The sequence below is a fragment of the Clostridiaceae bacterium HFYG-1003 genome (assembly GCA_024579835.1).
GTDB lineage: Bacteria > Bacillota > Clostridia > Clostridiales > Clostridiaceae > JG1575.
Genome location: CP102060.1, coordinates 2,035,403 through 2,061,779, shown reverse-complemented (window position 1 = coordinate 2,061,779; position 26,377 = coordinate 2,035,403). Strand labels below are relative to the sequence as shown.

At 50.8% G+C, this 26,377-nt stretch carries 25 protein-coding genes; 16 read left to right on the top strand and 9 right to left on the bottom strand.

Annotated elements, in window-relative coordinates; genetic code table 11:
• Window positions 1–9: 9 nt before the first annotated feature.
• A complete protein-coding gene (gene ugpC / locus NQU17_09320; protein ID UUM10864.1) occupies window positions 10–1,119 on the bottom strand; it encodes a sn-glycerol-3-phosphate ABC transporter ATP-binding protein UgpC in 1,110 nt (369 codons plus the stop codon).
• Between the two features lie 353 nt (window positions 1,120–1,472).
• On the opposite strand from ugpC, the gene NQU17_09315 reads away from it, so the two are divergent.
• The 9 genes from NQU17_09315 to NQU17_09275 all read left to right on the top strand — a co-directional run bounded on the left by NQU17_09315 (window position 1,473) and on the right by NQU17_09275 (window position 12,431).
• On the top strand, window positions 1,473–2,453 hold the full coding sequence (locus NQU17_09315; GenBank protein UUM10863.1) for an SIS domain-containing protein: 981 nt from the start codon (window positions 1,473–1,475) through the stop codon (window positions 2,451–2,453).
• 54 nt (window positions 2,454–2,507) lie between these two features.
• Window positions 2,508–3,845 (top strand): extracellular solute-binding protein, encoded by a 1,338-nt coding sequence (locus NQU17_09310; GenBank protein ID UUM10862.1) that lies wholly within the window; start codon window positions 2,508–2,510, stop codon window positions 3,843–3,845.
• Window positions 3,846–3,930: 85 nt separating this feature from the next.
• Window positions 3,931–4,818, top strand: a complete 888-nt coding sequence (locus NQU17_09305; protein UUM10861.1) for a sugar ABC transporter permease — start codon at window positions 3,931–3,933, stop codon at window positions 4,816–4,818.
• Between the two features lies 1 nt (window position 4,819).
• A complete protein-coding gene (locus tag NQU17_09300) occupies window positions 4,820–5,683 on the top strand; it encodes a carbohydrate ABC transporter permease (GenBank protein ID UUM10860.1) in 864 nt (287 codons plus the stop codon).
• Between the two features lie 4 nt (window positions 5,684–5,687).
• A complete protein-coding gene (locus tag NQU17_09295) occupies window positions 5,688–6,509 on the top strand; it encodes a PfkB family carbohydrate kinase (GenBank protein UUM10859.1) in 822 nt (273 codons plus the stop codon).
• A 43-nt stretch (window positions 6,510–6,552) separates the two neighbouring features.
• Window positions 6,553–7,296 carry a GntR family transcriptional regulator gene (locus NQU17_09290; GenBank protein UUM10858.1) on the top strand — a complete coding sequence of 248 codons (744 nt, stop codon included), beginning with the start codon at window positions 6,553–6,555 and terminating at the stop codon, window positions 7,294–7,296.
• Between the two features lie 837 nt (window positions 7,297–8,133).
• Window positions 8,134–9,675, top strand: coding sequence for an AbgT family transporter (locus tag NQU17_09285; GenBank protein UUM10857.1), 1,542 nt, complete (start codon window positions 8,134–8,136; stop codon window positions 9,673–9,675).
• A gap of 365 nt (window positions 9,676–10,040) precedes the next feature.
• Window positions 10,041–11,147, top strand: a complete 1,107-nt coding sequence (locus NQU17_09280) for a M20/M25/M40 family metallo-hydrolase (GenBank protein ID UUM10856.1) — start codon at window positions 10,041–10,043, stop codon at window positions 11,145–11,147.
• Window positions 11,148–11,417: 270 nt separating this feature from the next.
• Window positions 11,418–12,431, top strand: a complete 1,014-nt coding sequence (locus NQU17_09275; protein ID UUM10855.1) for a DUF523 domain-containing protein — start codon at window positions 11,418–11,420, stop codon at window positions 12,429–12,431.
• 187 nt (window positions 12,432–12,618) lie between these two features.
• Here NQU17_09275 and NQU17_09270 read toward each other — a convergent pair whose 3' ends face one another.
• A complete protein-coding gene (locus NQU17_09270) occupies window positions 12,619–12,957 on the bottom strand; it encodes a hypothetical protein (GenBank protein ID UUM10854.1) in 339 nt (112 codons plus the stop codon).
• A gap of 517 nt (window positions 12,958–13,474) precedes the next feature.
• Here NQU17_09270 and NQU17_09265 point away from each other — a divergent pair.
• From NQU17_09265 to NQU17_09235, 7 genes are all read left to right on the top strand, one after another.
• Window positions 13,475–13,954 (top strand): DUF6431 domain-containing protein, encoded by a 480-nt coding sequence (locus NQU17_09265; GenBank protein UUM10853.1) that lies wholly within the window; start codon window positions 13,475–13,477, stop codon window positions 13,952–13,954.
• Window positions 13,955–13,981: 27 nt separating this feature from the next.
• Window positions 13,982–15,370, top strand: a complete 1,389-nt coding sequence (locus NQU17_09260) for a DDE-type integrase/transposase/recombinase (protein UUM10852.1) — start codon at window positions 13,982–13,984, stop codon at window positions 15,368–15,370.
• A complete protein-coding gene (locus NQU17_09255) occupies window positions 15,363–16,163 on the top strand; it encodes an AAA family ATPase (protein UUM10851.1) in 801 nt (266 codons plus the stop codon). Before NQU17_09260 ends, NQU17_09255 begins: the two co-directional genes overlap by 8 nt.
• 138 nt (window positions 16,164–16,301) lie before the next feature.
• Entirely contained in the window at window positions 16,302–16,976 is a 675-nt protein-coding gene (locus NQU17_09250) for an HD domain-containing protein (GenBank protein UUM10850.1), read from the top strand.
• Between the two features lie 25 nt (window positions 16,977–17,001).
• Window positions 17,002–17,631 carry a class I SAM-dependent methyltransferase gene (locus NQU17_09245; protein ID UUM10849.1) on the top strand — a complete coding sequence of 210 codons (630 nt, stop codon included), beginning with the start codon at window positions 17,002–17,004 and terminating at the stop codon, window positions 17,629–17,631.
• Window positions 17,632–17,796: 165 nt separating this feature from the next.
• Window positions 17,797–18,165 (top strand): YccF domain-containing protein, encoded by a 369-nt coding sequence (locus NQU17_09240; GenBank protein UUM10848.1) that lies wholly within the window; start codon window positions 17,797–17,799, stop codon window positions 18,163–18,165.
• A 95-nt stretch (window positions 18,166–18,260) separates the two neighbouring features.
• Entirely contained in the window at window positions 18,261–19,235 is a 975-nt protein-coding gene (locus NQU17_09235) for a GIY-YIG nuclease family protein (GenBank protein ID UUM10847.1), read from the top strand.
• A gap of 249 nt (window positions 19,236–19,484) precedes the next feature.
• Here NQU17_09235 and NQU17_09230 read toward each other — a convergent pair whose 3' ends face one another.
• The 7 genes from NQU17_09230 to NQU17_09200 form a co-directional block, all read right to left on the bottom strand.
• Entirely contained in the window at window positions 19,485–21,005 is a 1,521-nt protein-coding gene (locus NQU17_09230; protein UUM10846.1) for a hypothetical protein, read from the bottom strand.
• A gap of 742 nt (window positions 21,006–21,747) precedes the next feature.
• Window positions 21,748–21,987 carry a thioredoxin family protein gene (locus NQU17_09225; GenBank protein UUM10845.1) on the bottom strand — a complete coding sequence of 80 codons (240 nt, stop codon included), beginning with the start codon at window positions 21,985–21,987 and terminating at the stop codon, window positions 21,748–21,750.
• A gap of 9 nt (window positions 21,988–21,996) precedes the next feature.
• Complete coding sequence (locus NQU17_09220) at window positions 21,997–22,938, bottom strand: GTP-binding protein (protein UUM10844.1); 942 nt, start codon at window positions 22,936–22,938, stop codon at window positions 21,997–21,999.
• Window positions 22,939–23,289: 351 nt separating this feature from the next.
• Window positions 23,290–23,517, bottom strand: coding sequence for a DUF3343 domain-containing protein (locus tag NQU17_09215; GenBank protein UUM10843.1), 228 nt, complete (start codon window positions 23,515–23,517; stop codon window positions 23,290–23,292).
• Window position 23,518: 1 nt separating this feature from the next.
• The gene (locus NQU17_09210; GenBank protein UUM10842.1) at window positions 23,519–23,719 is read right to left on the bottom strand and encodes a sulfurtransferase TusA family protein; all 201 of its coding nucleotides are present in this window, start codon (window positions 23,717–23,719) and stop codon (window positions 23,519–23,521) included.
• A 32-nt stretch (window positions 23,720–23,751) separates the two neighbouring features.
• A complete protein-coding gene (yedE, locus tag NQU17_09205; protein UUM10841.1) occupies window positions 23,752–24,846 on the bottom strand; it encodes a YedE family putative selenium transporter in 1,095 nt (364 codons plus the stop codon).
• 17 nt (window positions 24,847–24,863) lie between these two features.
• Window positions 24,864–26,027: an aminotransferase class V-fold PLP-dependent enzyme gene (locus NQU17_09200; GenBank protein UUM10840.1), complete on the bottom strand. Its 1,164-nt coding sequence runs from the start codon at window positions 26,025–26,027 to the stop codon at window positions 24,864–24,866.
• Window positions 26,028–26,377: the final 350 nt, after the last annotated feature.

The window sequence follows — 26,377 nt, the reverse complement described above, 5'->3', positions numbered from 1 at the left end:
GACTGGCTCCTAAAAGTAGGTTTCTTCGGTATCCGGGTCAAACACATGGACTTTGCTTTCATTCAGGGCGATTTGGACGGTTTCCCCGGGGCGGATTCTGGTATTGCCGTTGACCCGGGCGGTGATGGCATTCTCGCCGTGCTTGAAGTAGAGGTAGGATTCGGCTCCCATGATTTCGGTTACTTCCGCCATCACCGGGAAAACGGTGGAGGCATGCTGCTCCAGAAATTCCGGTTCACAGCCGATGGCCTCCGGTCTTACTCCAATTATAACCTCTTTTCCGCTCAAATCATGGTTTTTCAGAAGGTCGGATTTTTCCCGGGTGAGCGGAATCAGGACTTCGCCATATTGCAGAGCAAGCTGATCCCCCTGGGGAACCACCCGGCCTTTGAGGAAGTTGATCTGAGGTGAGCCGATGAAGCCGGCAACAAACATGTTGGCCGGGTGCTCATAGATCTCCTGAGGGGCATTTACCTGCTGGATCAGTCCGTCCTTCATGACGACGATCCGGTCACCCATGGTCATGGCTTCGGTCTGGTCATGGGTGACATAGATAAAGGTGGTCTGCAGTCGCTGATGGAGTTTGGAGATTTCTGTCCGCATCTGAACCCGAAGCTTGGCATCGAGGTTGGACAGTGGTTCATCCATCAGGAATACGTTCGGGTCCCGGACAATGGCCCGGCCCAGGGCAACGCGCTGGCGCTGGCCGCCGGAGAGGGCTTTCGGCTTGCGCTTGAGCAGGTGTTCGATGTCAAGGATTTTCGCGGCTTCGGCCACCTTCTGTTCAATGACCTCTTTCGAAATCTTGCGCAGCTTGAGTCCGAACGCCATATTTTCAAATACAGTCATATGAGGGTACAGGGCGTAGTTCTGAAACACCATCGCGATGTCCCGATCTTTGGGATCTATGTCATTGATGATCCGATCCCCGATTTTGATGGTGCCTTCGGAGATGTCTTCCAGACCGGCAATCATCCGGAGGGTCGTGGATTTGCCGCAGCCGGAAGGCCCGACCAGGATGATGAATTCCTTGTCGGCGATGGTGAGATTGAAGTCCTTGACGGCGTATACGTTCCCTTTATATACCTTATTGATGTGAGACAGTTCTACACTGGCCATTTTTTCACACTTCCTTTGCTTGATTGTCCCCATCATACGCCAGGCCAGAAGGACTTGCCTATTGGTCATATGCACAAAAAGCGTCGGGCCGATGATGCGGCTGAATCCAGAAAGAGTTTGGGATCAGGGTAAATTTCGACTTGATTCGTAAATGAACAAAAAAACCGCGGAATAATATGCGTTTAAAATCAATATTGCGGGATTTCGACTTGATTTTGATGTATATTAATAAACAGGCAACGAAAATCGATTTCGTCATTGACTTTGGAAATTGACAATGGTACCATTCACATAACGTCATAATACGACTTGATTCGAGCTATGATGAATATTGTAATTTGGGGTGACAAATTATGCATGAAACCTTTGTTCAGCAGATCAACGAAGTGCTGGAAGCCGTGAAGAGCCGGAAGATTGATAATATCTATCTGGTAGCCTGCGGCGGATCCATGGCTTCACTGATGCCGGGCGAGTATTACCTGGATCTGGAAACGGATGTTCCCGTCAAGGTCTATACTTCCAATGAGTTTGTCCATCGGACACCGAAACAGCTGGGGGAAAACTCTCTGGTGATCACCAGATCCCATTCAGGTGAAACCCCGGAATCGGTGGAAGCTACGAAACTGGCTCGTGCCAAGGGAGCGCTGACTCTGGCCATTTCAATGGTTGCTGACTCTCCGTTATCGCAGGCCGGCGAGTACAAGCTGGGCTACCTCTATTCCAAGACGGAACCAGTGGACGCGATCGATGGAGACACCGCCACCTATTTCCGCTTCCTGTTCAGCTTAATCAACGTGCTCAATCCCAATGGAAAATGGGATCGGCTGCTGGAACAGATGAAGGGTCTGCAGGGACTGGTCGATGCCAATGTCGCCAAATATGCGGAAAGCGCGGAAGAGTTTGGCAAGGAACAGAAACGGGCCCCTCTGGTTTACACCATGGCCAGCGGACAGTACTTCTCGCATGCCTACTCCTTTACCAGCTGCCTCTTGATGGAAATGCTCTGGGTTCACTCCAATGCCATTCATGCCGGTGAATTCTTCCACGGACCCTTTGAAATCACGGACTATGATGTGCCGTTCCTCGTTATCCGGGGCAATGGCGCGACGCTTCCGCTGGATGACCGGGCCATTGCCTTCGCCGAGAAGTTCAGCGATGAGGTCTATGTCATTGACACCAATGAATTCGACTATACCGGCGTAGATGAAGACCTGCGGGAGTACTTCGGTTCTCTCCTGATCGGAAAAGTCATGAGAGGCTATGCCGACGCCCTGGCTGATCACAAGGGACATCCCCTGAGTGTCAGACGCTACATGTGGAGAATGGAATATTAATCAATTTCGATCCAGGGATCATTGATTCAAACCAAGATATGAGGAGCAAATAACATGAAAAAAAGATTATTCAATCTGACTTCAGCCATCCTGGCATCTTCTGTTATTCTGGCCGCCTGCAGCCCGGCGGCGCCAGCCACCACCGCCGGTGGTTCCACCGGAACTTCAGCCGGAACCGCAGCCTCCACTTCAGCCGCGACTCAGCCTGCGGAAAAGGTCGTCATCAACTTCTTCCACCGCTGGCCGAACGAGCCCAAGAAAAGCTTCTATGACCGTAAGGTGCAGGAATACATCGCGACCCATCCCAATGTCGACATTAAAGTTGAAAGCGTCATTAACGATGCATATAAGGAAAAGATCAGGGTTCAGGTTGCCAGCACCCAGATGCCGGACGTATTCTTCTCCTGGTCGGACTCCTTTGCCCAGAATCTGGTCTCCTCCGGAAAAGTCCGGGCCCTGGATGATCTCTATGAGCAGGATAAAGCCTGGTCCGGCAATCTGATCGAATCCCAGATCAAGGGCTTTACCTTTGACGGCAAGAAATACGCAGCGCCATTCACCATGGACGGCAAAGCCTTCTTCTATAACACCGAAGTTTTTGGTAAGCTGAATCTGAAGGCTCCGACCACCTGGAAGGGCTTGCTGGAAGTCCTGGATACGCTGAAAGCCAATGGCTATGACACCCCCATCGCGGCGGGCCTGTCCGAACCCTGGGTCGTATCGCACTTCATGGGTCCGATTTTTGACCGGGTCGTCAAAGCTGATGTCCTGGCAAAAGATTACAACCAGAAAACTGGTGAATTCACAGATCCTGGTTACGTCGAAGGTCTGAAAATGTTTGAAACGCTGGCAGGCTACATGGGAGACATCTCCACGGCCATCGATCATGAAACATCAAGAAATATGTTTGCCAACGGCGAGATCCCGATGGTTTACCTCCAGATTGCGGAAATCAAGCGGATTAAGGAAATCGACAAGGTCGAATTCGGCTACTTCAACTTCCCGGAAGTGGAAGGGGCAGTCGGGGTTCAGAGTTCTCTGGAAGGTGCTCCGGAAGGAGTCATGCTCTCCAAGGAAGCATCTCCCGAAGCCATTGAATTCTTCAAGTATCTGACCTCTGCCGAAACTGCTGCGGACTTTACCAAGACAACCGGCGAGATCACGGCCATCAAGGGCGGAGTTACTTCAGAGACTGCCTCACCGGAAGTCGTAGAGGCATTTAACCTCATCAACGATGCGGAGTCCATGACGCCATGGTTTGACAATGCCGTTAACATCAACATCGGCGATATCTTCATGAAGGGTGGCCAGGAACTGGCAACCAAACAGACTACGGCGGAACAGATCATGGAAGCCGTCAAGGTCAAAGCAACGGAACTCAGAGGCAACTAAGCCTGAATTTTAAGGGAAGACAGGGATAAGACCGCATCGGAGGATGATGTCTTATCCCTATCAATAAAAGGGGGAGAAATACCCAATGAATAAGTGGAACCGAAAATTGAAACCCTTGTGGTTTTTAACGCCAGCCCTGGTGTTTCTGATTTTCTTTGTATTTGGACCCCTGGTCCAGAACCTGATCAATAGCTTCTATAAGTTTTCGGCTTTTTCACCAACGCAGCAATTCGTCGGCCTGGCCAATTACGAGAAGCTGATGCAGGACCGCACTCTGCCGGTGGCTTTAACGAATAATTTCCGCTATGCTGTCATCTCCGTTCTGGTCCAGGTCGGCTTTGGATTAGTACTGGCTGCCATTTTGGAACATAAGATCTTCCGCAGGGTGGCGCCGTTTTTCCGGGTCGTTTATTTTATGCCTGTTATGATATCGATATCAGTCATTGCCATGCTGTTCAGCTTTATCTACAATCCGCAGATGGGCATACTCAACAATTTCCTGGAATTAATCGGACTGGAGTCCTTAAAGCGAGTCTGGCTGGGCAATCCCAAGACAGCCATCTATTCGGTCATTACGATGAGTCAGTGGCAAAGTACCGGCTACATCATGATGCTCTTCATTGTAGCCATTCAGAAGATTCCAAAGGATCTGTATGAAGCCAGTGTCATCGACGGAGCGGGTTCCATCGGCCAGTTCTTCCATGTCACGGTCCCTCAGGTAAAAGAAACGATCTTCGTCAATACCCTGATCACGATCACCGGCTCCATGCTGGTATTCAATGAACCATACATTCTGGCCAAAGGCGGGGGCCCTGGCATCAGTTCAACCACCATCGCCCTTCATATGTACCTGGAAGGGTTCATGCGCGACAACATGGGCTACGCTTCCGCTCTGGCTGTGCTCATCTTTGTCATTACCGCCATTGTTTCCCTGGTGCAGGTTGCCATCTCCAGAACCGGAAAGGAGGACTAACATGGAAGGAACACTCAAACAATCCAAACCGAACAGACGCCGGATCAGACTGACTCCGGGGCGTCTTCTGACGGCAGCCCTTCTGGTCATTCTGGCTGTTGTGATCCTTTATCCGCTGTTCTGGATGATCGTATCCTCCATGAAATCCTACGCCGAAATCTATGGAAATGTCTGGGGATTTCCCGAAACCTGGCTGGTCGACAATTACCGCAAAGCCTGGGAAGGGGGCATCGCTGATTATTTCCTGAACAGTCTCCAGATTACCGGAGCTGTCATCGTCAGTGTGATCTTCATCGCGACATTGGCCGCCTACGGTCTGTCCCGCTTTAAATCGCGCCTGGTGGACCTGCTGCTCATTGCCATCATGGCCGGACTGATGGTTAATCCACAAGTCTGTCTGATCCCGCTCTATAAATTTCTGGACGCGGTCGGTCTGCTGGATACCAAACTGGCTCTGATCCTGCCCTACATCGCTTTTCGGCTGCCTTTGTCAATTCTTCTGGTGCGGTCGCATTTTCTGACCATCCCCAAGGAGATTGTGGAGTCCGCCATCGTGGATGGATGCAGCGAGCTGGAGATTTACTCCAAGATTTATCTGCCCATGTCACGGCCGATTATCTCAACCATTGCCCTTTTGACTGCCTTCTATGCCTGGAATGAATTCCTGTTTGGCATTATCTTCATCAGCTCGGAAGCGAATAAAACCATCCCGGCTGGTCTGATGAATTTCCGCGATGCCCTCCGAACCGACTGGGGTGTACTCCTGGCAGGTATGGTCATTGCTTCCCTGCCGATGATTGTGCTGTTGATCTTTACTCAAAAACAACTGATTCGTGGCCTGTCCGAGGGCTCCGTGAAAGGATAACGACATGAAGCTGATTTGCATCGGTGACAACGTCTGCGATTGTTACCACTACAAGAATACCTATTACCCGGGAGGCAACTGCGTGAACGTTGCCGTCAACGCCAAGCGCAGCGGAGCGGAAAAATGCTCCTACATCGGGATTCTGGGAACAGACGACAAGGCGCAGCACGTCAAGTTTGCCATGGACCAGGAGGGGATCGAGTGGAGCCGTTCCCGAACCATGGAAGGTCTGACCGGTCAGCCCGGCGTCTACCTGGATGAATCCGGTGACCGCATTTTTCGGCGATTTGAGGGAGATACGGTTCAAACGCTGGCCAAGCTCCATATGACCCGGCATGACCTGGCTTACGTGAAAGACTATGATCTTTGCCATACCAGCTGTTATTCCTGGATGGAGGAGGAGCTGCCGGTTCTGTGCCAGGTCATTGAAGTATCCTATGACTTTTCCGACCATTACACCCTGGAGCAGATCGATCGGGTGGCGCCGTATATTTGCTATGCCTTCCTGTCCGCTTCCGATCGTACTCAAGAGGAAATTGCCGCTCTGATCAAAGCCTTTGGAAAGTATCCGAATGTGAAGGTTCTGGGCATGACTCGCGGCAAAGAGGGAGCTCTGTTTGTTTCGGAAGGGAAGGAATATCGCCAGGCGCCGGCACCGGCCCAGGTTGTGGATACCATGGGTGCCGGAGACAGTTTCATTGCCGCATTCCTGGTGAGTCATAAAAATGGGCTGTCGATGGAAGAGAGTCTGAGCAGAGGGGCCCTCAGCGCGGCCAAAACCTGCGAGCTCGAGGGCGGTTTCGGATATCCGCATGATATAATATAATGTAATACAGAATATTATATTGGATTCATTCCTGGGAGAAGCTATGAAAAAAGTAAATCTGGACAGCAACATCTCTTCCTACCTCTACGAGCAGGTATCAAACTATATAGAGATCATGATCGAAAAAGGCACGTTGACTCCTGGCAGCAAAATTCCTTCAGAGCAGGAACTGTGTGAACTGTTCAACACCAGCCGGATCACGGTTCGCCGGGCCATCAAGGAACTGTCCGACAAGGGGGTGCTGGAAGCGGTTCACGGCAAAGGCACCTTTGTCTCTTCCAAAATCAAAAAAAGCGTCCATATCCTGGAATTTGGCGGATTCGCCGATGGCCTGGGGGGTGCCGGGGTCACTTTTACCAAGAAGATTTTGTCCAAAGGTCTGCACATGGCCGACGAAGCCGAAAAAATCATCTTCCAGCGGACAGAGCCCTTCGAGCTGTTTACGCTGGTTCGACTGGTTTTTGATGCGGAAGGTCCTTTCAGCCTTGATTTTGCTTTTTTTCCGGCGGATCGCTATCCGGGAATCATGGATCGGGTAGACTCTGATACATCCACTTTTGAACTGGCCAGAAAGACTTACGGCATTCATTTCAAACGAGTGACCAAAACCATTGAATTTCTCACGGGTGATGAGGAAGCTGCAAAAATTCTGGGTGTCCCCCTCACGACACCGCTGGTTCTCGTGAAGAAAACCATTTTTGATGAGCAGGACCGGCCGGTCCATTTCTCCCGGTATTATCTGCTCCCGCAAAAGGCTGAACTCTCATTCGAAGTTCGCCTGGACTGATCCCCTTACTGCTTCCGAGAGGACAACGGGTGGATTCAGTCTGGCAATTCCGGGACCTGACCTTTTTGACACCGGCGCTGCCGGACGGCCTCAGCAATAATAAGAACAATAAAATTCGTAAGGGGATCCTTATGAATTTTTCTTTTTTGCATGCTTTGGAACAAGTGACGAACTGACCGGCGAAGGGAATCGTCAGTTGATAGACTGTTCGGCGAGAGAACTGTCATGCGAGGTGGGGATCTTCGGTGAAGGGAACTGCCAGGCAAAGCGGCCGGTCCGATGGAGGGGATTGTCAGAGGTAAACCGCGGAGGGCATCTGCTCAATCGGTCAGGCTGCTTCTTTAGTCAGTCAAATCAGATGAGTACAACGTTTCTTTTACAGTTCCGGGATTAAACAAGAAATATACCTCTGTGAATATACATTATATACAGGTATATATTAAATTGTTAAATATTTGATTTTCTGTATTTTCAAGTCTGCCTGTAGAAAGTTCTCTGCCTGCAATAACTGGTTGAACTTTCAGAACGTCGGATCAATATTCATTTATAACCATTCGATTAACATCGAATAATGGTTAAAGAGGTGTAAAATAACCGGCTTTTACCTCATATTTCATAAAAAATCAAGGTGTTAACGATTCTCGATTATCAATTTGGCACCTTTAAGTGACTTTAGCGAATAGCATAAAAATTCTTCAAAAAAAATTTTATGCAATCAAAAACAGATTTGCGGAAATAATGTTATATTCATCTAAAAATGCTATAAATATTGATTAAAGGTTTACATGTGGTATACTTCAAAAGGTCAAAATATATATATTCCTTAGGAGGGAAAACATGGCAAAACCAACCCATGACAACACTGCCAAACGCGGTGGTGTACTCAAATCCATTGAGGCCATCGGTAACGCTCTGCCTCATCCAGCTATTATTTTCGTCATTCTCACCGCGCTCGTCGTCGTCATTTCCTACTTTGTCGCCAAGTCCGGACTTCAGGTAACTTACTATGATGCCAGACAGGCCAAGGAAGTAACGATCGGAGCAACCAACATGCTGTCCGTGGAAGGACTGCGGTTCTTCTTCAACTCAGCCACCGGAAACTTTACCGGCTTCGCGCCACTGGGTACCGTTCTGGTTGCCATGCTGGGTGTCGGTGTTGCTGAATACTCCGGACTGATCAATGCGTCCCTGAAGAAGCTGTTGAGCAATGTTCCCGCCAGCCTTCTGACTGCGGTGGTTGTATTCGCCGGGGTTATGTCCAATGTGGCCTCTGATGCCGGATACGTTGTGGTTATTCCTTTGGGAGCCATCGTTTTCGCCGGAGCCGGCCGTCACCCCATCGCGGGTCTGGCAGCGGCCTTTGCCGGAGTTTCTGCCGGATTCTCCGCCAACCTGCTGGTCGGAACTCTGGATCCGCTGCTTGCCGGTATCACCAATGAAGCCCTGAAGGCTTCCGGTAGTGATTACACCATGCTTGCCACCGGCAACTTCTACTTCATGTTTGTCTCCACCTTCCTTCTGACGATTCTTGGAACCGTCGTTACCGAACGAATTGTCGAACCGAACCTGGGACCATACACAGGTGAGTTCAAGCCCGATGCAGAGAAACTGACCGCTGTGGAAAACAAGGGTCTGAGAAATGCCGGAATCGCTCTTTTGCTTTTTGCTTTGCTCATGGCCTTCCTGACCGTACCGCAGAATGCTGTGCTCAAGGAAGTCGATGCTGCCGGAAAACTGAACCTGAATAACTTCATGCACAGCGGTCTGATCTTCATGATCCTCCTGCTGTTCCTGATTCCTGGCTATGTTTACGGAAAAGCTACCGGCAAGATCAAGAACACCAATGATCTGGTTGAAGCCATGACCAGCGCCATGAAGAGCATGGGCGGGTACCTTGTACTGGCTTTCTTTGCGGCTCAGTTTGTGGCATTCTTCGGAAAATCCAATTTGGGAACCATTCTCTCCGTCGAAGGCGCCGGTTTCCTGGAGCGCATCGGCTTTAAGGGAATTCCGCTGGTGCTCGGATTCATTTTGATTTCAGCCTTCATCAACCTGTTCATGGGATCCGCTTCCGCCAAGTGGGCGATTATGGCACCGATCTTCGTGCCGATGATGATGCGTCTGGGACTGACTCCGGAACTCACTCAGGTTGCCTTCCGGATTGGAGATTCCTCCACCAATATCATCACGCCGCTGATGAGCTACTTTGCGATGATTGTCGTCTTTGCCAAGAAATACGAGAAAGACAGCGGCCTGGGAACACTGATTTCCACCATGCTGCCCTATTCCGTCGTATTCCTGATCGGCTGGGCCATTATGCTCATTATCTGGATGCTGGTGGGACTCCCGCTGGGACCCGGAGCTGCCCTGTACATGTAATTGAAACCAATAAGGCCCTCGCGGCCTTATTTTTTCTGATTCGTTTTCTATGATGGATCAGAATATGATGGTTCAGATTCATTGATGGTTCAACTTCATTGATGGGATTGAACAGGAAAACTAATGAATTGATTGGCTGAATGCAGCCTACAGGCAAGGGCAGCCGGAAGCTGTCTGAATTTTTCAGATGACGGAATTTTACAAATGATTTTCTTTTCAGATGATTGAATTCTTAAGATGATTATATTCTTCAAATGATTTTCTTTTCAGATGGGTGAGTGGTTTAGATCCTGAAATTTTTCAGGGATCTGACCTGAACGAACTGATTCGGCAGATGAAAAATCCGAATGAACATGGAGGTTATGATGATTAACGAACAAAGGTTATTGGATCGGTTTCTGCGCTATGTGCAGATTGACAGCCCCACCAGGGAAGAGGGAGACTTCGCCCGGATTCTGATGGCTGAAATGCAGGAACTGGGCCTGGAAGTGGAAATGGATGGCGCCGGTGAGGTGGTCGGAAGCAATTCAGGCAACTTGATCGGACGTCTGAACGGACAGCTGGACCGGGATCCGATCCTGTTCAGTTCCCATATGGATACAGTCAGCCCGGGACGCGGTATTAAGCCTGTCATCAAGGATGGCACGATTTTCAGTGACGGCACCACGATTCTGGGCGCAGACAACAAGGCCGGAATTGCGGCGCTCATGGAGGCGTTTGCCGTGTTGAAAGAGACTTCCGCTCCCCACGGCGACGTGGAGGTGGCATTCACCATTTTTGAGGAAGGCGGACTGTTTGGATCCAAAAATTTGGACTACACCAGACTGAAGGCGAAAAAGGGCTTTGTTCTGGACAGTGGCGGTGATCCGGGCGACATTATTATTGCCGGTCCGGCCCAGGCCAAGATTGACGTTACGTTTACCGGCCTTGAAGCTCATGCCGGGGTAGCACCGGAAACCGGAATTTCAGCCATTATGATTGCCGCGGACGCCATTTCCCGGATGAAGCTGCTCCGCATTGATGAGGAAACAACCGCCAATATTGGATCCATCGAAGGCAAGGGACCCACCAACATTGTGACGAAGGAAGTCCGGATTCAGGCGGAAGCCCGCAGCCTGTCCGATGAAAAACTGAAGGCTCAGACAGACCATATGGCAGAATGCTGCTATGAAGCGGCCAGAAAGTTCAACGGCAAGGCTGATGTGGTCATTGCTCCGGCCTACGGCGCATTCAGCATTCCGGAGGATCACGCCCTGGTATCCGAACTGAAAGCAGTGTTCGCGCAGATGGGCATCCAGGCGAAAACCGCCCGATCCGGCGGAGGATCGGACACCAATGTCTTCAATGCCAACGGAATCCCTTCCGTGAATCTGGCCATCGGGGAACGGAAACCGCATACGCTGGAGGAACATCTCCACATACGAGACCTGAATACCACAGCGGAGCTGGTGCTCCGACTGATGTTGGGCTAATCATTTCATGTCAGCACACCGGAAACGTCCTTGTCAAGGCGGGGCCGGTGTGTTTTCATTCGATCACTGCAATTCTCGAATTCTCACGCCATCAGGGAGTTGGCCTGCTCCGTGGCTGGATTGCCGGACTTCGTCAGAAAAGCGGAGCGAGGGATCCTTCCTTATAACGGCTCCCTCAGCAGATGGATCGTTCACGTCATTCTGAAATTTATCATGACAGAACGGAAGGAAGGCCCTATACTCAAAGAAAAGAGCAGAGGGGATTTAACGATGGACAAAACGAATGTCATTCTGCATGAGCGCATTACCATTGGAATCAGTGCCTGTACGATGGGGAGCCCAGTGCGTTACAACGCCAAGGGCTGGGATCTGACTGCGGGGCTGGGCCGTGAAAAGAGCGACTTTAAATGGGTGCCGGTCTGCCCGGAAACCATGTCCGGCCTGGGAGTGCCCAGAGATCCGATTCATCTGTCAGGCGGCACCGGGAAAGAGGTCTGGTCGGGTCTGGCAATCATTAAGAACCGCGGGGGTCAGGATGTGACGGAGGATGTTAAGTTTGGCACGTTGTCCTGCCTGGAAACGCTGGAGCGGGCGAAAGCCACCGCATTCATCTACATGGACGGCAGTCCGACCTGCGGCGTCTACCGTACGTCCCTGAAAAAACAGAAGCGGGGCAATCCGCCCGGGATCTTCGGAACCTTGCTCTTGGACCGGGAGTATTTCCTGATTCCGGCCAGCGATCTTCAAAGTCCTATCCGCTGGTGGGATTGGCGGCGCCGGCTGCTGGCGTTCCATTGGTTTCGCTCCTTGCCACTTGAAAGCAAGAATTCACTTTACGAAGCCTGGTATAAGCTGAAGTTCCTTTGCCAGGAGCTGGATGAGCCCTGGGCCAGGGAAATGGGCCGACGGCTGGCAGACCTAGGCAAACAAGTTACCGCGGAGGATATTGCCGCGATTCGCGGTGAAATTCTGGAAGTTTTACGCCGCCCCTCCACCACGGCAAAGATTACGCAGATGCTATGGAAAAACTATTCGTTTTATCGTAAAGCGAAAGGCAAGACTGTAGATGGAATCAATTCACCGGATTTTCGACGCAATGTCACAACCATTGCCAAAGAGCTGACGCTGATGGAGCGAACTGCCTTTGAAGAAGGAGTCTTCTTCGCGTCTTCTCCGGTTCTGTACCGTGAGAAGCGGCGTATGCCAAAACCGGTGCTGCCGACAACAGAGGCGCTGGCAGAAGAAGGGGCGGAAGAAGATCAATCCCCTGAGGAACAGGCGTAACAGGCACGATCGGATCCGAAATCATCTTTATTGGATCAGAAAGCAGCTTGATCGGATCAGGCAGCATCTCAACCGGATTCAATCTCTGGAAGATTTTCCGGTGAATGGAAATGAGCCAAGACCCCAAACCAGTTCAGGTTCAGGGTCTTGGCTGATTTATACGTGAGGTGAAAAGTGCGAGCTAATCCTATTCTTCAGTTTCGGAAATGGTGATGGTGAGGGTATAGAGATCCGGATCATATTCCGGGGTCAGCAGCTCCATGTCCTGAACCGGGAACTGCTTCGTATCGATGGAGACACCCTGACCATTGAGATAGTCGACAATTTCTTCCGTGGCAGCATTCTCCAGACCGGTTTTCAGAAAACGGTAGGTCAGGAAAGTATAGCCGAATTCACTCCAAAGCTCTGACTGAATCCGACGGCCATCTGGCAGCGTAAAGTCGGACTTGTCCAAAAAAATTGAATCGTCAAATGCTTTGTCCCAGTCAATGGAAGCCAGCCTGCTGCGAAGATCGTTCTGTTCCATTCATGTGCTCCTTTCGGTTCGCGCCCTTGCGAAGGTGTCGTTGAAGTTCTCGAGTGAATTCCCGGACAGGGGGTCGTAGATTTCCTGAAATGGCAGGGATTCAGCAGACATAAAAGGTTCTGTTCGATGGTTGAAGCGGGGCTTCAAATGCTTTCATCCTGACTGCTATGACCGGTATATCAATCGGTTATAATTTGAGTATACCCTATCTTTTCTTTTGGGGGTTTATCCGTTCAGAAAATTGATTCATAATCTTCGGAATGGGAGAATCCGTCAGAACGGATTGACCTGTTGTTTATGCCGGATCCAATCGTCCTATAGTAGCCAGCCTTGTCTGTCCGTAAATAGACGGATATAATGTCCCTAATAATATTGTGGAGGACAAAAAGAGATCCTCCCTGACTCTATGGTTAGCGCCGAGTCATCAGGGAGGATCCTTACTAAGTTATTAGCATGATCAGTATATCAAAATACGTTTTAGAATGGAATCCCGATCTGGGTGTTTTTTGTTCGGAGTATGGAGAAAAGCATATGTCCCATCTGTCATCAGTCGCTTAAGGTCATTGGCTCCCGCAGGAGATCAGTGATCGACGAGAATGGGGATGTCATGATCCTGGTGCTTCGTCGCCTGCGCTGTACCAACCCCGGTTGCGGGAAGATCCATCACGAACTTCCGGATCTCTTAACTCCCTATAAGCGGCAGACCACAACGATCCTGGAGCAGATCATCACCGGTCAACATGAAGCGGTGCCCGTTGAGAATTCGACCATTCGGCGGGTCCGAGCCTGGTTCAACTCCAGAGCCCACGCTTTAGTCGGTGCTCTGCTCAGTACATATGCTACAGTCACTCAGGACTATGGGGTCGACTTTTCCGATCTGCCTCAGTCCATACTCGAGAGGATTTTCTTCTTTGTAGGCGAGCCTGCGGGCTGGCTGAAAAAGGTTGTCCGGATTTTAGTCAACAATCACCGATGGCCACATACCCAGTTGGCATAGGTGTCCACCGAGGAGTCCTCTAAAATCATGTCATCACTCGAAATTGAATGGAGGCATGACATGAAGGACAAGGAAAAAGCACAGGAAATAGCGACGCAACGGGCGATTCTACTGGCGCCCCTTCTTTCCCATGACTTGGACAAGGGGCAGATCCGGGTGCTTAAGGAGCAGATCTGCCGCGAGGCTGGGATTTCCGAGCGGACCTTACGGCGATATCTGAATAGTTATCAGCAGAAGGGATTTTCCGGACTGATACCGCAGGCGAGGGTATCGCAGGATTCAAGAGCCATCCCGGCGCTGGTGTTGGACGAAGCCGTGCGGCTGCGCAAAGAGATCCCGTCCAGAAGTGTGGCTGAGATCATTCGAATCATGGAATGGGAAGGCCTCACCGAAGCTGGCTCGATCAAGCGAAGCAGCCTGCAGGAGAAATTGCAGGAGAAGGGCTACAGCGGGAAGCATATGGCCATCTATGCCGCTGGCGGGGTAGCTACCCGCCGATTTCAAAAACGCACCCGCAACAAACTGTGGCATTCGGATATCAAGTATGGCTGTTACCTGCCGATCGGTCCTGGAAACAAGCCGCAGCAGGTCTATCTGGTGGCGTTTTTGGACGACGCTACCCGGATGATCCTCCATGCCCAGTTCTACTCGAACCTGGAGCAGAGCATCGTTGAGGATTGCTTCCGCAAAGCCATCCTCAAGTGGGGAATTCCAGAGCAGGCATACTTCGATAACGGCCGCCAGTTTAAAAATAAGTGGATGTCCAGAGCCTGCGCAAAGCTTGGCATCCGGCTGATCTTCGCAAAGCCCTACTCTCCGGAAGGCACCGGAAAAATAGAAAAATTCAATCAGAATATCGATCGGTTTCTCGATGAGTATAAATTCGATAACTCGGAACGATCCCTCGAGGTTATGAATGAGCGGTTCTGGATCTGGTTGGAAGAATGCTACCAGAACAAACCGCATACCGCACTCAATGGAACGACCCCGCATCAGGCGTATAATCTGGATCCCAGGCCCTTGAAATATCTGCCAGCGGAGAAGGTCGCCAACGCCTTTTTGCACGCTGAGACCAGAAAAGTCGATAAGAGTGGCTGCATCAGCTTTGGCGGCGCGAAGTATGAAGTTGGGCTACCCTATGTGGCTCGCAGCGTGGAAGTGGTCTATGACCCCAGTAACACCGAGGAACTGAGCATTGAGTATCAGGATGACAAACCCTTTGTGGTGAGAAAGCTGGTCATTGGGGAGCGTGTGACGCCCAAGCCTCAGCTGCCGGAGTTCCTGACTCCAGTCAAGCCAACCTCTTCCCGGTTACTCGATGGTGCCCAAAAGCAGAATCAGAAGCGAAAAGACAAACAGCAGTCTACGGCCATCTCTTTCAAAGACATAAGAAAAGGGGGTGGCAGTGATGTTTGAAGCGTTTTATGGCTTCAAGAAAACTCCATTCTGTCGGGATCTGCCGACTACGGAACTATTCCCTTCCAATACGCTGGAGGAGTCCCTAAGCAGATTATCCTATGTCGCCGAACGGCAACTCTTCTGTGTACTCACCGGAGAGTGCGGCACTGGTAAGACGACCACCATTCGCCGATTCCGCGATCAACTGGATGACACCAGATACACCCTGATCTATCTGGCAGACTCGAAAATGACGCCGAGAAATTTCTACAAAGGGATGCTGGATCAGTTAGGGGCCGAATCAAGATTCTATCGAGGGGATGCCAAACGCCAGCTGCATAAAGAGATCGAGTTGATGAAAGGACTCCACAATAAGCGTCCGGTGGTCGTTGTCGATGAGGCGCATCTGCTGGATCGAGAAATGCTTGAAGAGGTACGTTTTCTCCTCAACTTCCGGATGGATGCCGTCAGTCCCATGGCACTGGTTCTGGTGGGCCAGGTCGAGCTATGGGAGAAACTCCAGATGCAGTCCTATACGGCGATCCGGCAACGGATCGACATCCAGTGCAAAATGCAATTGATGGACCACTCACAGGTGAAGGGATACATGAAACGCCACCTGGAATATGCCGGGATCGACCATGAGCTCTTCTCAGATGAGGCTACTGAGGCAATCTATCGATATTCCGGTGGATCCGCCAGGCTAGTCAACCAAGTGTGTACTAGCACCCTGATTTTTGGTTACCAAAGTGGAAAGCGAATCATTGACGACCACATGGTCAAACTGGTCATCAATGGGGAACTGAGCTAAACAAAATGGCAAGTTGAAATTTCTCTCAACTTGCCATTCTTTCCAGCAATTCCCGGACAAGAAATACCATCAACTTCTGGACAAGGAACAATAGCAGTAACAACCTGTTCTCATTACAGTTCAGAGAAGGAGATTGTCATGATCGAAAAAGCAATGATGTTTGCAACCCTGGCTCATACTGGGCAAACCAGAAAGGGATCAGACCTCCCCTACATCATTCATCCGATGGAAGTGGCTGTGATCGTAGCCTCCATCCTGGGAGAACTCGGTCGTCACGATGAGGATATTGTCTGTGCCGCTATCCTGCATGATACCTGTGAGGATGCCAAGGTCAGGCAGGAAACCTTGCAGGCCTTGTTCAACCCTCGGGTCGCTGACTTGGTGGCGGCTCAAAGCGAAGATAAAACAGTCAAGGATTGGAAAACCCGGAAACAGCACACGATTGACTTTCTCAGGGAAGAAAAAGACCTTGATGTTAAAATTATTGCCCTGGCTGACAAGCTGGCAAATATCCGGGCGATCCGGCGGGATCAGTCAATTCTCGGGGACCGGTTATGGGAAAGCTTTCACGAAAAACGCAAGAGCGAACATCACTGGTATTATGCTTCACTGGCTGATTGCCTGAAAGAACTCAGCGGTCTGGAGGCATATGCGGAATACTGCCGTCTGGTGAAGGAGGTTTTCGGGAAGGTTTCTGAGGCGACTTCTGAGCCGACTTCTGAGCCGACTTCTGAGGCGACTTCTGGGGCGACTTTTGAGGCAACTTCTGAGGTGACTTCTGAATCGCCTTCTGTGCGGGGGAGTTGCTCATGAAAAAAAAGATTTTGGAGGGGACACAATGAGCGATAAGAACAGCAGAGTTCTGTTCAATTCGATTGCCCCGGTTTACAGCCGTTTTTTTACGATCCAGAGGAAATGGTTTCGCCAGGCAATGGAAAAACAGGAAGACCACCTCGACTTTTCTTCACTTACTTCGGTACTCGATGTGGGGTGCGGAACCGGTGCTCTCTGTTCGGTTCTGGCAGAGCGAGGTTTGAGCGTTACTGGGCTGGATTCGGCGGAGAAGATGCTGAAATTTGCCAGCTCACGACCGGAAAACCGGAATGTGCATTTCATCCGGGGTGATGTTCAGAACGGACTGCCGTTCCCGGACCGATCCTTCGATGCAGCGGTTGCCTCTTATGTAGCCCATGGCATGGAAGCAGAGCGGCGCTTGCAGCTCTACCGGGAGATGAGTCGGGTGGCTCGGCGGGTTGTGGTCATTATGGACTATAACCAGGAGCGGTCTCTATTAACTTCATTCGTGGAATGGCTGGAGGGCGGCGACTATTTTGGCTTCATCCGGCAGGTTCCGCAAGAGATGGAGGTATGCACCCATCAGGGCAAGCGATGCTTTAGCAAAGTCGACGTGGTTCAAATCGGAGGTCGCGCTGCCTGGTATGTATGCATTCCGCATGACCGAGGCTGAGACAAGAAATGTCTGTCAGGATCAATCAAAACCCGAGGGATGAGGTTTCCGGAGCTGTTTTAAAAAAATTTAGTTTGTTTTAATTTTTCTCTTCCATAATGAAGCCAGCTCCTATGTGGCATCCATTTTGCCTCAGGGAAAAAATAATTCATGGGGGAGACTACAATGAAACTGCTCGGCAATATCATATGGTTCCTGTTGGGCGGCTTCTGGGGCGGCCTTGGTTGGATCGGAGCTGGAATCCTTTGGTGCATCACCATTATTGGCATCCCGATTGGTGTCCAGTGCTTTAAGTTCGCTCGATTAAGCTTCTGGCCCTTTGGCTATGAACTGGAATACACCGGCGGAACCGGATCACTGGTTGTCAATCTGATCTGGCTCGTTTTCAGCGGACTTCCGCTGGCTTTGGGCCACTTCTTCAATGGCGTGCTGCTCCTTTTGACGATTATCGGCATACCGTTCGCGGCTCAGTCGTTCAAGCTGGCTCGCCTGGCACTGGCACCCTTTGGTGCCAGAATCGTTCGGGAAGGATAGACAAAAAACTGCTTCGGTGGATCTTCGTATGATCCCATCCGGAGCAGTTTTTCATGTTGCTCAATTTTGGAGGTATAACAAGGTATAATGGAGTCATGGACATTCAGCAAAAACTAAAGAATCTTCCGGAACTCCCGGGAGTCTACCGTTTTCTCAGCAGTGACGGCAGAATTATATATGTAGGCAAGAGCAAATGTTTGCGGCAAAGAGTTCGATCGTACTTTACCGGAACGAAGGAGGGAAAGGTCGCCCGACTGGTACGTCAGATATCCGATCTGGAATATGAAGTCTGCGACACCCATCTGGAAGCCCGTCTTCTGGAATGTCAGCGGATCAAGGAGCTTCGGCCGCTTTACAATTCGCAGTTCAAGCGCGAGCGGGGATTTGTTTATTTAAAAATCGGCGAAACAGTAAAAGAAGCCCCTCTTTCCGTGGTCCATCGCCCGGATCAGGGAGTCGGTCCCTTCCGCAATCGCCGGCTGCTCGAAAGCGTGATTGAAAGCTTTGAGAAGCTCTATCCCATGCGATTTCGGGAGACTCCAGCCGCCCGCCCATCAGATGCGAACCGAAGCGGCATTGATTTCACCTATTTTATCCTGCCACAGCGCATTGCCACGGAAACCTATCTGCAGCATCGGGCGGTGATCGGCCGGCTGTTTCAGGAGGAGTCTTTATGGCGGGACTTTTTGCAGGATCTCGAGCAGACCATGCTCGAGGAAGCGGACCGGGAAAAGTTTCAGGCCGCAATTTTCTTTCGGGATTTCAAGGAGTCTCTCAGCCTGCTCCGCCGGATGTGGTTTGAAGATCACAAGCTGTTTGAAGAACTTCTGTTCCTGCGAATCCCCATACCCCAGGGCTATAAGTATTTCAGGATTCAGAATGGACTGATCGATGCCTTTGGCCAGGGCGAAACCAGCGACGGATCGGACTTCCAAAGGTTCCTCGCTTCCCCCCCAACTGAAGAAGAACCGCCCTGGGCCATGTTCTCCAGATTTGAGCAATATGATTTTCGGGATATTCTCTACTCGGAAATTCGGTCTCTTCCGGAAGAACAGGTCGTTCGGCTATAAGCTTTTGCATTCACAAATCGTCAGGTATTCTTCAGGAGTTATTGGCAGTCATCCTGTCTTGGATCACATTCACCAGACAACATTCACCATTGATGGCGCAAAGCGTCTCACCCATAACTGATTGGGGTGAGACGCTTTGTTGTCGTATGTTCAGTAAGCCCGATCAGAGGAGTGTGGGTGATACTGGCAGCCAGGCTGAGGTTGAGACTCAGCTTAAGGGGCAAGCAATGACTGGATGGAGCGGAATATCTATGGAACATTACCAAAATGACGCAGGACTCCGGCGGAAATTCGGGCAGAGCCGGTGCCGGCAATGGGAGCATTTCCGTTGATCCTCAGGACGGCATCGCCCTGAAGGATCTGCGCAGTTTCCTTGGCCATCATGGCGTAGGTTTTGCTTGCTACTTTGCTGATCGTCTGCGAGGTTCCTGTTTCAGAGAGGTTACAGTCAATCTGGTAATGCCTGGTGGTTTCGCTGACTTCCACGATTTCCTCCCCGGTTTTTCCATCGAAGGACCATTTCTCCAACAGGCCGCTCACTGTCACATCAATCGTGAAAGCGCCATCGGAGAATTCGTCCGGAGTCCACCAGCAGTCACTGACGAAACCATGGAACATTTCCGCTGCATCCCAGCCAGTCACGGGGTCGGTGCCTTTCACATCCGACTGAACTTCCAGTAGTTGATTTTCAAGCGTGAAGGACACGGAGGTCCAGCGATTGACATCATAACCGTCTCCCTGAAGCTGCTCCTCACCGCTGGCATTGAGTTGGATGATCGTCATCGGGAGGGTCTCCGGCTTGCCTTTCCTGGTTTCGTCGGAGTCGATGCCCGACTGGTCGGGAGTGGCGTTGCCCGTGCGGCTGTCAGTCGAAGGGGTCTTCTGGCCGGACGCTCCCGCAAGTTCTTTGGATGATGCTGAATCAGCGGCCGAAGACGCTGGATGGCTGCTGCTGATCGGAACTTGCTTTGAAGATGGGAGGGCTTGTTCCTCGGATTGTGACTTTATCCCGGATTTGGACGGATCGCTCGGGTCGGGCATGTCTTTGATATTGCCGTCTTCCGGCAGAATTTCCGCCGATCCAATCGTCATGGTCCGCCAAAGCAGCAGGGACAGGGACCCCTCGGCCTCGAACGGATCTCCGTCAATCGCTCCCTGGATCTGGAGACTGCTGATTTTTCCTCTGATTTTATCTCTGGACTTGAGTTCGCCGGAGCTGGCTTTCATGGAGATCATTGCCCGAATGGCATCAAAGGGTTCAGCATGGATCCGAAACCGGTGACTGGTCGGGAAAGGATCGGGTTCGAAAGGCTCTTGCGGCGGTTTTTCATCCGACTCTGCATTTTCATTGAGTTCTTTTGATTTGGAATCTTCTTCTTTCGGATCATCCGGCCATGGTTCCTCATTGGGGTAGAAAATCGCATATCCGGTCAGGTTGATGTTCAACTCCAGGGTCTTCCCGTAATCTTTTCGTATATTCAGGGTGTTTTTGGGCAGAGTCGCCATGAACTGATACTGCCCCGGCTGACGATCATCCGAACCGTACTCCCGGTTCAGAATCAGCTGCCAGGTTCCGTCTGCGGCTTTTCGGATATACAGTGAACTGGCCTCTGGAGTACCGAAGGCATCGTTGCCTCCGCCCATCCAGCTCATATCCAAGCCGCTCATGTCCATCTCAACTTTTTGAACCTGATCGCCGGCAGCGAGAACCGGCACGCTGTGCAAGCCAAATCCAAGCAGGATTAGTCCGGCAATCCATCGTTTCTTCATAATGACACCTCATTCCTCAAGGACAGACAGGTGAACTGAAAGACATAGGCAATGCAGTTTATTATTCTTTCCATGCAGGGTTGCCAGATGATGCAGGGGATGGGGCGGCTTGTCTCAGGCGAAAGTGCTGGCGGCACGATATGAAACTGGTGGGGTGGATTGCCAGTCAAAGTCACTTCTGGTGGAATGAAGAATCTACTGGCTAGAAATTTGACAGTCTGGGAATCAACCGGAGACAAAATAAGGAACCTGGCAGGTTTTCCATTCGGATCATCAGGCTAGTTCTTAATTTTATTATACGCCTGGCAAAAGTGCTTCCCAGCTTATATTGCATACAATCAAAAACGGAGAGGACAGCAGATTTTGCCGGGAAACCAAAATCCTTTTCATTCGGCCCGAAAAAAAGAAGCGGCCGATGGCCGCTTTTGGTTGCATATTTCAGGATATAATCCGTTTGAAATCGAAGCCGATCACTCAACCGGATCCCTGAGCCGGTTGAGTGATCCTGAGCCTTAATTCTGAATCTTGATCCCGAATTCTGAGCCGGATCTTTGATCCAAATCGGTGTTCCAGATTCGCTATCCAGAAACTGTTATGGATTCCTGACCGACAATGGCTGGATGGAAGTGACGGACAATCCTTGGGATCATCCTCCGAATATTTCTAAGGCACTGCCTATGGATTTCACAAGCTCATTCCGAGGAATTTCAAAGTGAATTTCTGTCTTGGCAGGGAACGGGAATTACGAATGTTTTTTCAGGAGTTCCTCCAGCTGTTCGACCGTGTAGACTTTCCCTTGGCTGATCAGCTTGCCGTCAATCACCAACCCGGGGGTTGTCATGACGCCGAATTTCATGATGTCGATGAGACTTTCCACTTTCTCCAGTTCAAAGTCACAGGTTCCGCTTTTCTTCAGCTGGGTCAGGCGATCCATCATTTTATCGCACTTGTCGCAGCCGGTGCCCAATATCTGTATTTTCATCGTTTTCTCCTAATTTTGCAGTTTCATGGATTTTCCGACAAGTTCCTGCCAGGCATCATTGACCGTACGAATGATGGCCGGGCCGACTTTCGAAATAAAAACAAGACGATTTTCTTCGTGGGTGGCTGTCGGTTCTCTCAGATCGATACGATCATTGACCACATCCACTTCGACCAGACCGTCCTCCAGGGTGACGGGGCCTTTGATCCGGTAGCAGTTGTAACTGACTCGGCGCAGGAAGCTCATCAGCTCTTCCCGGGTCACCGGTTCATTAATGATCATAGAAATGGTTTTTGGTTTGTTTTCCTTGGTGTTGGTCGTGTCTTCCACCAGGAGGTCCCGCCCCTTGCGCAGATCCTGTTCGAACAGGTTCAGGTCGAGCTCGCCGTGCTTCACCAGGGTGATTTCCGTGTGGGGATTGATTTCACGGACTTTGTCCTTGATCTGGTCAATGACGGAGCCTTCGACCAGGTCTTTCTTGCTGATTGCTGCCAGCTGGGCGTGTTTCGTCTGACGATAGACGGTGTCAATCTCATCGACCTGATTGAGGAAGTCCACGGCATCGATGACGCAAATCGACCCCTGATAGTCATAGCCGCGACCTTTGAGCTGTTCCACGGTGTCCAGTATTTCACCAATGTTGGAAGGGTCAGCCAGTCCGGAACTTTCGACAATGACAATATCCAGATCTTCATCCAGCATTTCGGCCATGGTCTTGGCAAAATTGATCTTCAGACAAGAGCAGAAGATGGACCCCCGATTGATCTCCTGGAGCATGATTCCGTTCTTGTTGATCAGATTGCCGTCAATGCCGACCTTGCCGAATTCATTCATAATGACGCCGATTTTTTTGCCCTGGTCATTCATCAGCAGGTTCCGCAGCAGCGTCGTTTTGCCGGCACCTAAAAAGCCGGTCAGGATATATAATTTGGTTTGCTTAAGTTCTTCCATTTTCTTTCCTCGATTTCTGTTTGTATTATTTTGGTTGCTCTCATTATTATATCAGTTTTATCATCGTGTTTCAGAGGATTGATGAACTTGAAAGTATCGCATAATTTAAATTGGTAATGAATAGAGAGTTATTGGGAATCTCAAGCGGATATAGCAGCCTGACCCGCAAGCGTTATCTGTAGTCATATTATGAACCCGAAGAATATATCGGCGCTTGTGATGAGGATTGATATTGACTTGAGCTGCGCTGAAAGGGCAGGGGACCGAGAGCAGGACAACCCAGTTAAATAAATATGCTGTATTGCATGTGGAAAGCGCTGCGCCATTCCAAAAGGGTGGCGCAGCGCTAGGTTAAAAGTCGATCACGGTAATCTGATCCCATTCAATTTGGCGGCATTCCAAGAGCTGTTCCATACGGGACTGCTCGTGGGGTTCGCTCATCCAGGCAATGCCGCAGCCGGCTGACAGGGTTCTGGGAACCGGAATCAGCTTGCCGGGAATCTGCTCCCGTTTGCAGGCGGACTCGGCAGCCATCGCCTCGCTGGTTGTATGGAATGTGACGATGAGTCGCTGAGCCATCTTACTTGATCATGAGCTCAAACTCAGCGCCTACTTCTTTCACGCTGACCGTCTTTCCCTGGCTCTGGGCAAAACGGGTGATATTTGTCACGGTGTGGGCCTCATTGGCCAGAACGGTGAGCTCTGAGTTGCTGGTCAGGGCCTGCTTCACCTGCAGGACAGGTTCCGGGCAGGAGAGTCCTCTGACATCGATGGTTTTCATGGTTTTATCCTCCTTCAGGATGCTATTGCTTGTTAAGCTGTTTCCTTTTTACGCAGACCAATGAACGAAATCACAAACAAGGCGGCAATGCAGATCAGGATGGCGGCCTGGCCATTGGGGCCGGGGCCTCCGACGGAGGCGGCTTTTTCAGCGGTTGCGGCTGCGGCAGCGCTGGCAGCCAGGCCAAAGTTGTGGGCCATAGCCGCTCCAAGGAACATACCAAGAACCGTCACGGCAGAATCCGATGATCCGGATCCGGCCAGAATCAGCTGACGCAGGGGGCATCCGCCCAACAGCACTGCGGCAAAGCCGACAACGTACATGCCCAGGATATTCCAAAGGGTCTGAGCATGAGCGATTGGTCCGTAAGCCACGAACTTGAACTGGCTGGTTGCGATGTTGTAGATCAGCATGGTAAGGAATACTCCGCCGACAACCGAGAACAGTCCGAAGTCACGAAGCAGAATGATGTCGCGGATGCTTCCGGCAAAGCACATCCGGGTACGATGAGCGATGACGCCAAAGGCGATGCCAACGGCTAAAGCGAGCAGAGCCGGGGCATGCATGCTGCCAGGACCGGTCTGGCTGGTAACAAACAGCGTGGTGGTCAGGCTGAGAATGAACAGGAAAACCAGAAGAGCCGGCAGCATATAGCCGTTCTCCTTTTTCACGGTGTAGGAACGACCCAGGCTGAACCCTTTCTTCAGCATCAGGGATCCGGTGCCAACACCCAGCACAAAGCCGATCAGACCAATGTAGGAACTGATGTCACCGGCTGCCATGCGCAAAATCATGCGAAGCGGGCAACCCAGAAAGACCAGGGCACCGGTCATCATAATGCCGCCCAGCAGGAATCGGATCATCGGTGAGGATCCGCCGGTAGAACGGTATTCCTTTGTCAGCAGAGATACCAGGAACGCTCCAAGTACCAGACCGACGATTTCGGGACGGAAGTACTGAACGATGGAGGCGTTGTGAAATTTCATCGCTCCCGCGGAGTCACGGATAAAGCAGGCAATACAGAAGGCCATGTTCTTCGGGTTGCCATAAATGGCCAGAAGCACTGCTCCAAGCCCTGCCAGCACACCCAGTGCCAGCAGCCCCTTTTTTGATTTGAAAAAGTCCATAAAAATTCCCCCTCTTACTATTTATCCTTAACGCATCCGGCAGAATCGCGGGCGATCTGCCGAACGGCGTCAATGGCTGTTTGGACTTCCGCTTCGGTATTGAAGCTGGAAAAACTGAACCGAACCATCCCCTGATCCTCGGTTCCGAAATGAGCATGGACCAAGGGCGCACAATGCGCTCCTGGCCGGGTGGCTATGCCATAGTCTTCCTGCAGTCGGAAGCTGACCAGAGCGGCGTCCAGATCTCTGACGTTCAGCGAGACGATGGGGCAGCGGTCTGTCGTTGAAAAATCTCCATAAGTCTGAATTCCTTCGATGGCTCGGATGCCCTCGTAGAATTTTCGGGCCAGGGATTGCTCCTCGGCACGCAGGTGTTCCATGCCGCGTTGTTTAATATATCGCAGAGCAGCCAAAAGGCCGCTCAGGCCATGTCCGTTCAGTGTGCCAGCCTCCAGACGGGTCGGCATTTCCGGCGGGTGATGCCGGTCAAAGCTTCGGATTCCACTGCCTCCGGTCAGCAGCGGGCGGATCATCGTATCCGCAGATGCGCACAGCCCGCCGGTCCCCTGCGGACCCAGCAATGACTTGTGCCCGGTAAAGCAGAGCACGCTGATGCCCAGTGTGCCCATATCAATGGGGAATACTCCGGCGGTCTGAGAAGCGTCAACAACCAGCTTTAAGCTGTGTTCTTTGCACAGCTTTCCGATGGCGGCAAGATCCGCCAGGTTGCCGGTAACATTTGATCCGTGATTTACCACCACGAAAGCGGTATTATCCTGAATCAGGGATTCGAACTGTTCCATCTTCAGCCGACCGTGCTCGTCGAGTCCAATGAAGTCGAGGGTGATGAGACCTTCATCTTCCAGAGCATAGAGAGGTCGAAGCACGGAATTGTGTTCCATGCAGGTGGTGATGATGTGATCCCCCGGATTAACCAGGCCTCGAATCGCGATATTCAAAGCTTCGGTGGAGTTTTTTGTGAAAACCACCTGGCGGGGATTGGCCGCCCTAAATAAATCGGCGATTTCACAGCGTGCTTCATAAATCACTCGATCGGCCGACAGTGAGTCTTCATGCTGACCACGTCCGGCATTGCCCATGGCACATAATGCCTGGCAGACAGCATCAACAACCGCCTGCGGCTTAACCCGGGTGGTAGCGGCATTATCCAAGTAGATCATAGTCGTACTCCTCATGCATCAGTTGATCAATTGTCTGATAAATCAAACTATAAATAGTATAGTCATATTTTGTTAACAAAACAACACAATTAACAAAAAATGATAAAATGGCGATTTAGAAATATGATATGGAAAAAATAGCGATATTATATGAAGGAAATTTTAAGAGTGAAAAGTAAACTGACAGTTAATAAATAGAGAACTGATCAGAATGAGTGGATCTTTGACTTGGAATGATGAATGGAAATGATAAACGGGAATAGATTGCAAAGGTGATAATGGATAGATTGCACGGCGGAATTTTTACGTCATCTATTGCGGTTATTAGCGGATGAATAACATAGTTTTCA

What these genes read in the sequence shown, in the direction of transcription:
- NQU17_09260 (UUM10852.1), top strand. Translation starts at nt 13,982, where the DNA reads ATGTCATCACTCGAAATTGAATGGAGGCATGACATGAAGGACAAGGAA.
- NQU17_09305 (UUM10861.1), top strand. Translation starts at nt 3,931, where the DNA reads ATGAATAAGTGGAACCGAAAATTGAAACCCTTGTGGTTTTTAACGCCA.
- NQU17_09210 (UUM10842.1), bottom strand. Translation starts at nt 23,719, where the DNA reads ATGAAAACCATCGATGTCAGAGGACTCTCCTGCCCGGAACCTGTCCTG.
- NQU17_09275 (UUM10855.1), top strand. Translation starts at nt 11,418, where the DNA reads ATGGACAAAACGAATGTCATTCTGCATGAGCGCATTACCATTGGAATC.
- NQU17_09250 (UUM10850.1), top strand. Translation starts at nt 16,302, where the DNA reads ATGATCGAAAAAGCAATGATGTTTGCAACCCTGGCTCATACTGGGCAA.
- NQU17_09245 (UUM10849.1), top strand. Translation starts at nt 17,002, where the DNA reads ATGAGCGATAAGAACAGCAGAGTTCTGTTCAATTCGATTGCCCCGGTT.
- NQU17_09215 (UUM10843.1), bottom strand. Translation starts at nt 23,517, where the DNA reads ATGGCTCAGCGACTCATCGTCACATTCCATACAACCAGCGAGGCGATG.
- NQU17_09310 (UUM10862.1), top strand. Translation starts at nt 2,508, where the DNA reads ATGAAAAAAAGATTATTCAATCTGACTTCAGCCATCCTGGCATCTTCT.
- NQU17_09255 (UUM10851.1), top strand. Translation starts at nt 15,363, where the DNA reads ATGTTTGAAGCGTTTTATGGCTTCAAGAAAACTCCATTCTGTCGGGAT.
- NQU17_09295 (UUM10859.1), top strand. Translation starts at nt 5,688, where the DNA reads ATGAAGCTGATTTGCATCGGTGACAACGTCTGCGATTGTTACCACTAC.
- NQU17_09240 (UUM10848.1), top strand. Translation starts at nt 17,797, where the DNA reads ATGAAACTGCTCGGCAATATCATATGGTTCCTGTTGGGCGGCTTCTGG.
- NQU17_09265 (UUM10853.1), top strand. Translation starts at nt 13,475, where the DNA reads ATGGAGAAAAGCATATGTCCCATCTGTCATCAGTCGCTTAAGGTCATT.
- NQU17_09315 (UUM10863.1), top strand. Translation starts at nt 1,473, where the DNA reads ATGCATGAAACCTTTGTTCAGCAGATCAACGAAGTGCTGGAAGCCGTG.
- NQU17_09300 (UUM10860.1), top strand. Translation starts at nt 4,820, where the DNA reads ATGGAAGGAACACTCAAACAATCCAAACCGAACAGACGCCGGATCAGA.
- NQU17_09220 (UUM10844.1), bottom strand. Translation starts at nt 22,938, where the DNA reads ATGGAAGAACTTAAGCAAACCAAATTATATATCCTGACCGGCTTTTTA.
- ugpC (UUM10864.1), bottom strand. Translation starts at nt 1,119, where the DNA reads ATGGCCAGTGTAGAACTGTCTCACATCAATAAGGTATATAAAGGGAAC.
- NQU17_09225 (UUM10845.1), bottom strand. Translation starts at nt 21,987, where the DNA reads ATGAAAATACAGATATTGGGCACCGGCTGCGACAAGTGCGATAAAATG.
- NQU17_09290 (UUM10858.1), top strand. Translation starts at nt 6,553, where the DNA reads ATGAAAAAAGTAAATCTGGACAGCAACATCTCTTCCTACCTCTACGAG.
- NQU17_09230 (UUM10846.1), bottom strand. Translation starts at nt 21,005, where the DNA reads ATGAAGAAACGATGGATTGCCGGACTAATCCTGCTTGGATTTGGCTTG.
- NQU17_09280 (UUM10856.1), top strand. Translation starts at nt 10,041, where the DNA reads ATGATTAACGAACAAAGGTTATTGGATCGGTTTCTGCGCTATGTGCAG.
- NQU17_09270 (UUM10854.1), bottom strand. Translation starts at nt 12,957, where the DNA reads ATGGAACAGAACGATCTTCGCAGCAGGCTGGCTTCCATTGACTGGGAC.
- NQU17_09200 (UUM10840.1), bottom strand. Translation starts at nt 26,027, where the DNA reads ATGATCTACTTGGATAATGCCGCTACCACCCGGGTTAAGCCGCAGGCG.
- NQU17_09285 (UUM10857.1), top strand. Translation starts at nt 8,134, where the DNA reads ATGGCAAAACCAACCCATGACAACACTGCCAAACGCGGTGGTGTACTC.
- NQU17_09235 (UUM10847.1), top strand. Translation starts at nt 18,261, where the DNA reads ATGGACATTCAGCAAAAACTAAAGAATCTTCCGGAACTCCCGGGAGTC.
- yedE (UUM10841.1), bottom strand. Translation starts at nt 24,846, where the DNA reads ATGGACTTTTTCAAATCAAAAAAGGGGCTGCTGGCACTGGGTGTGCTG.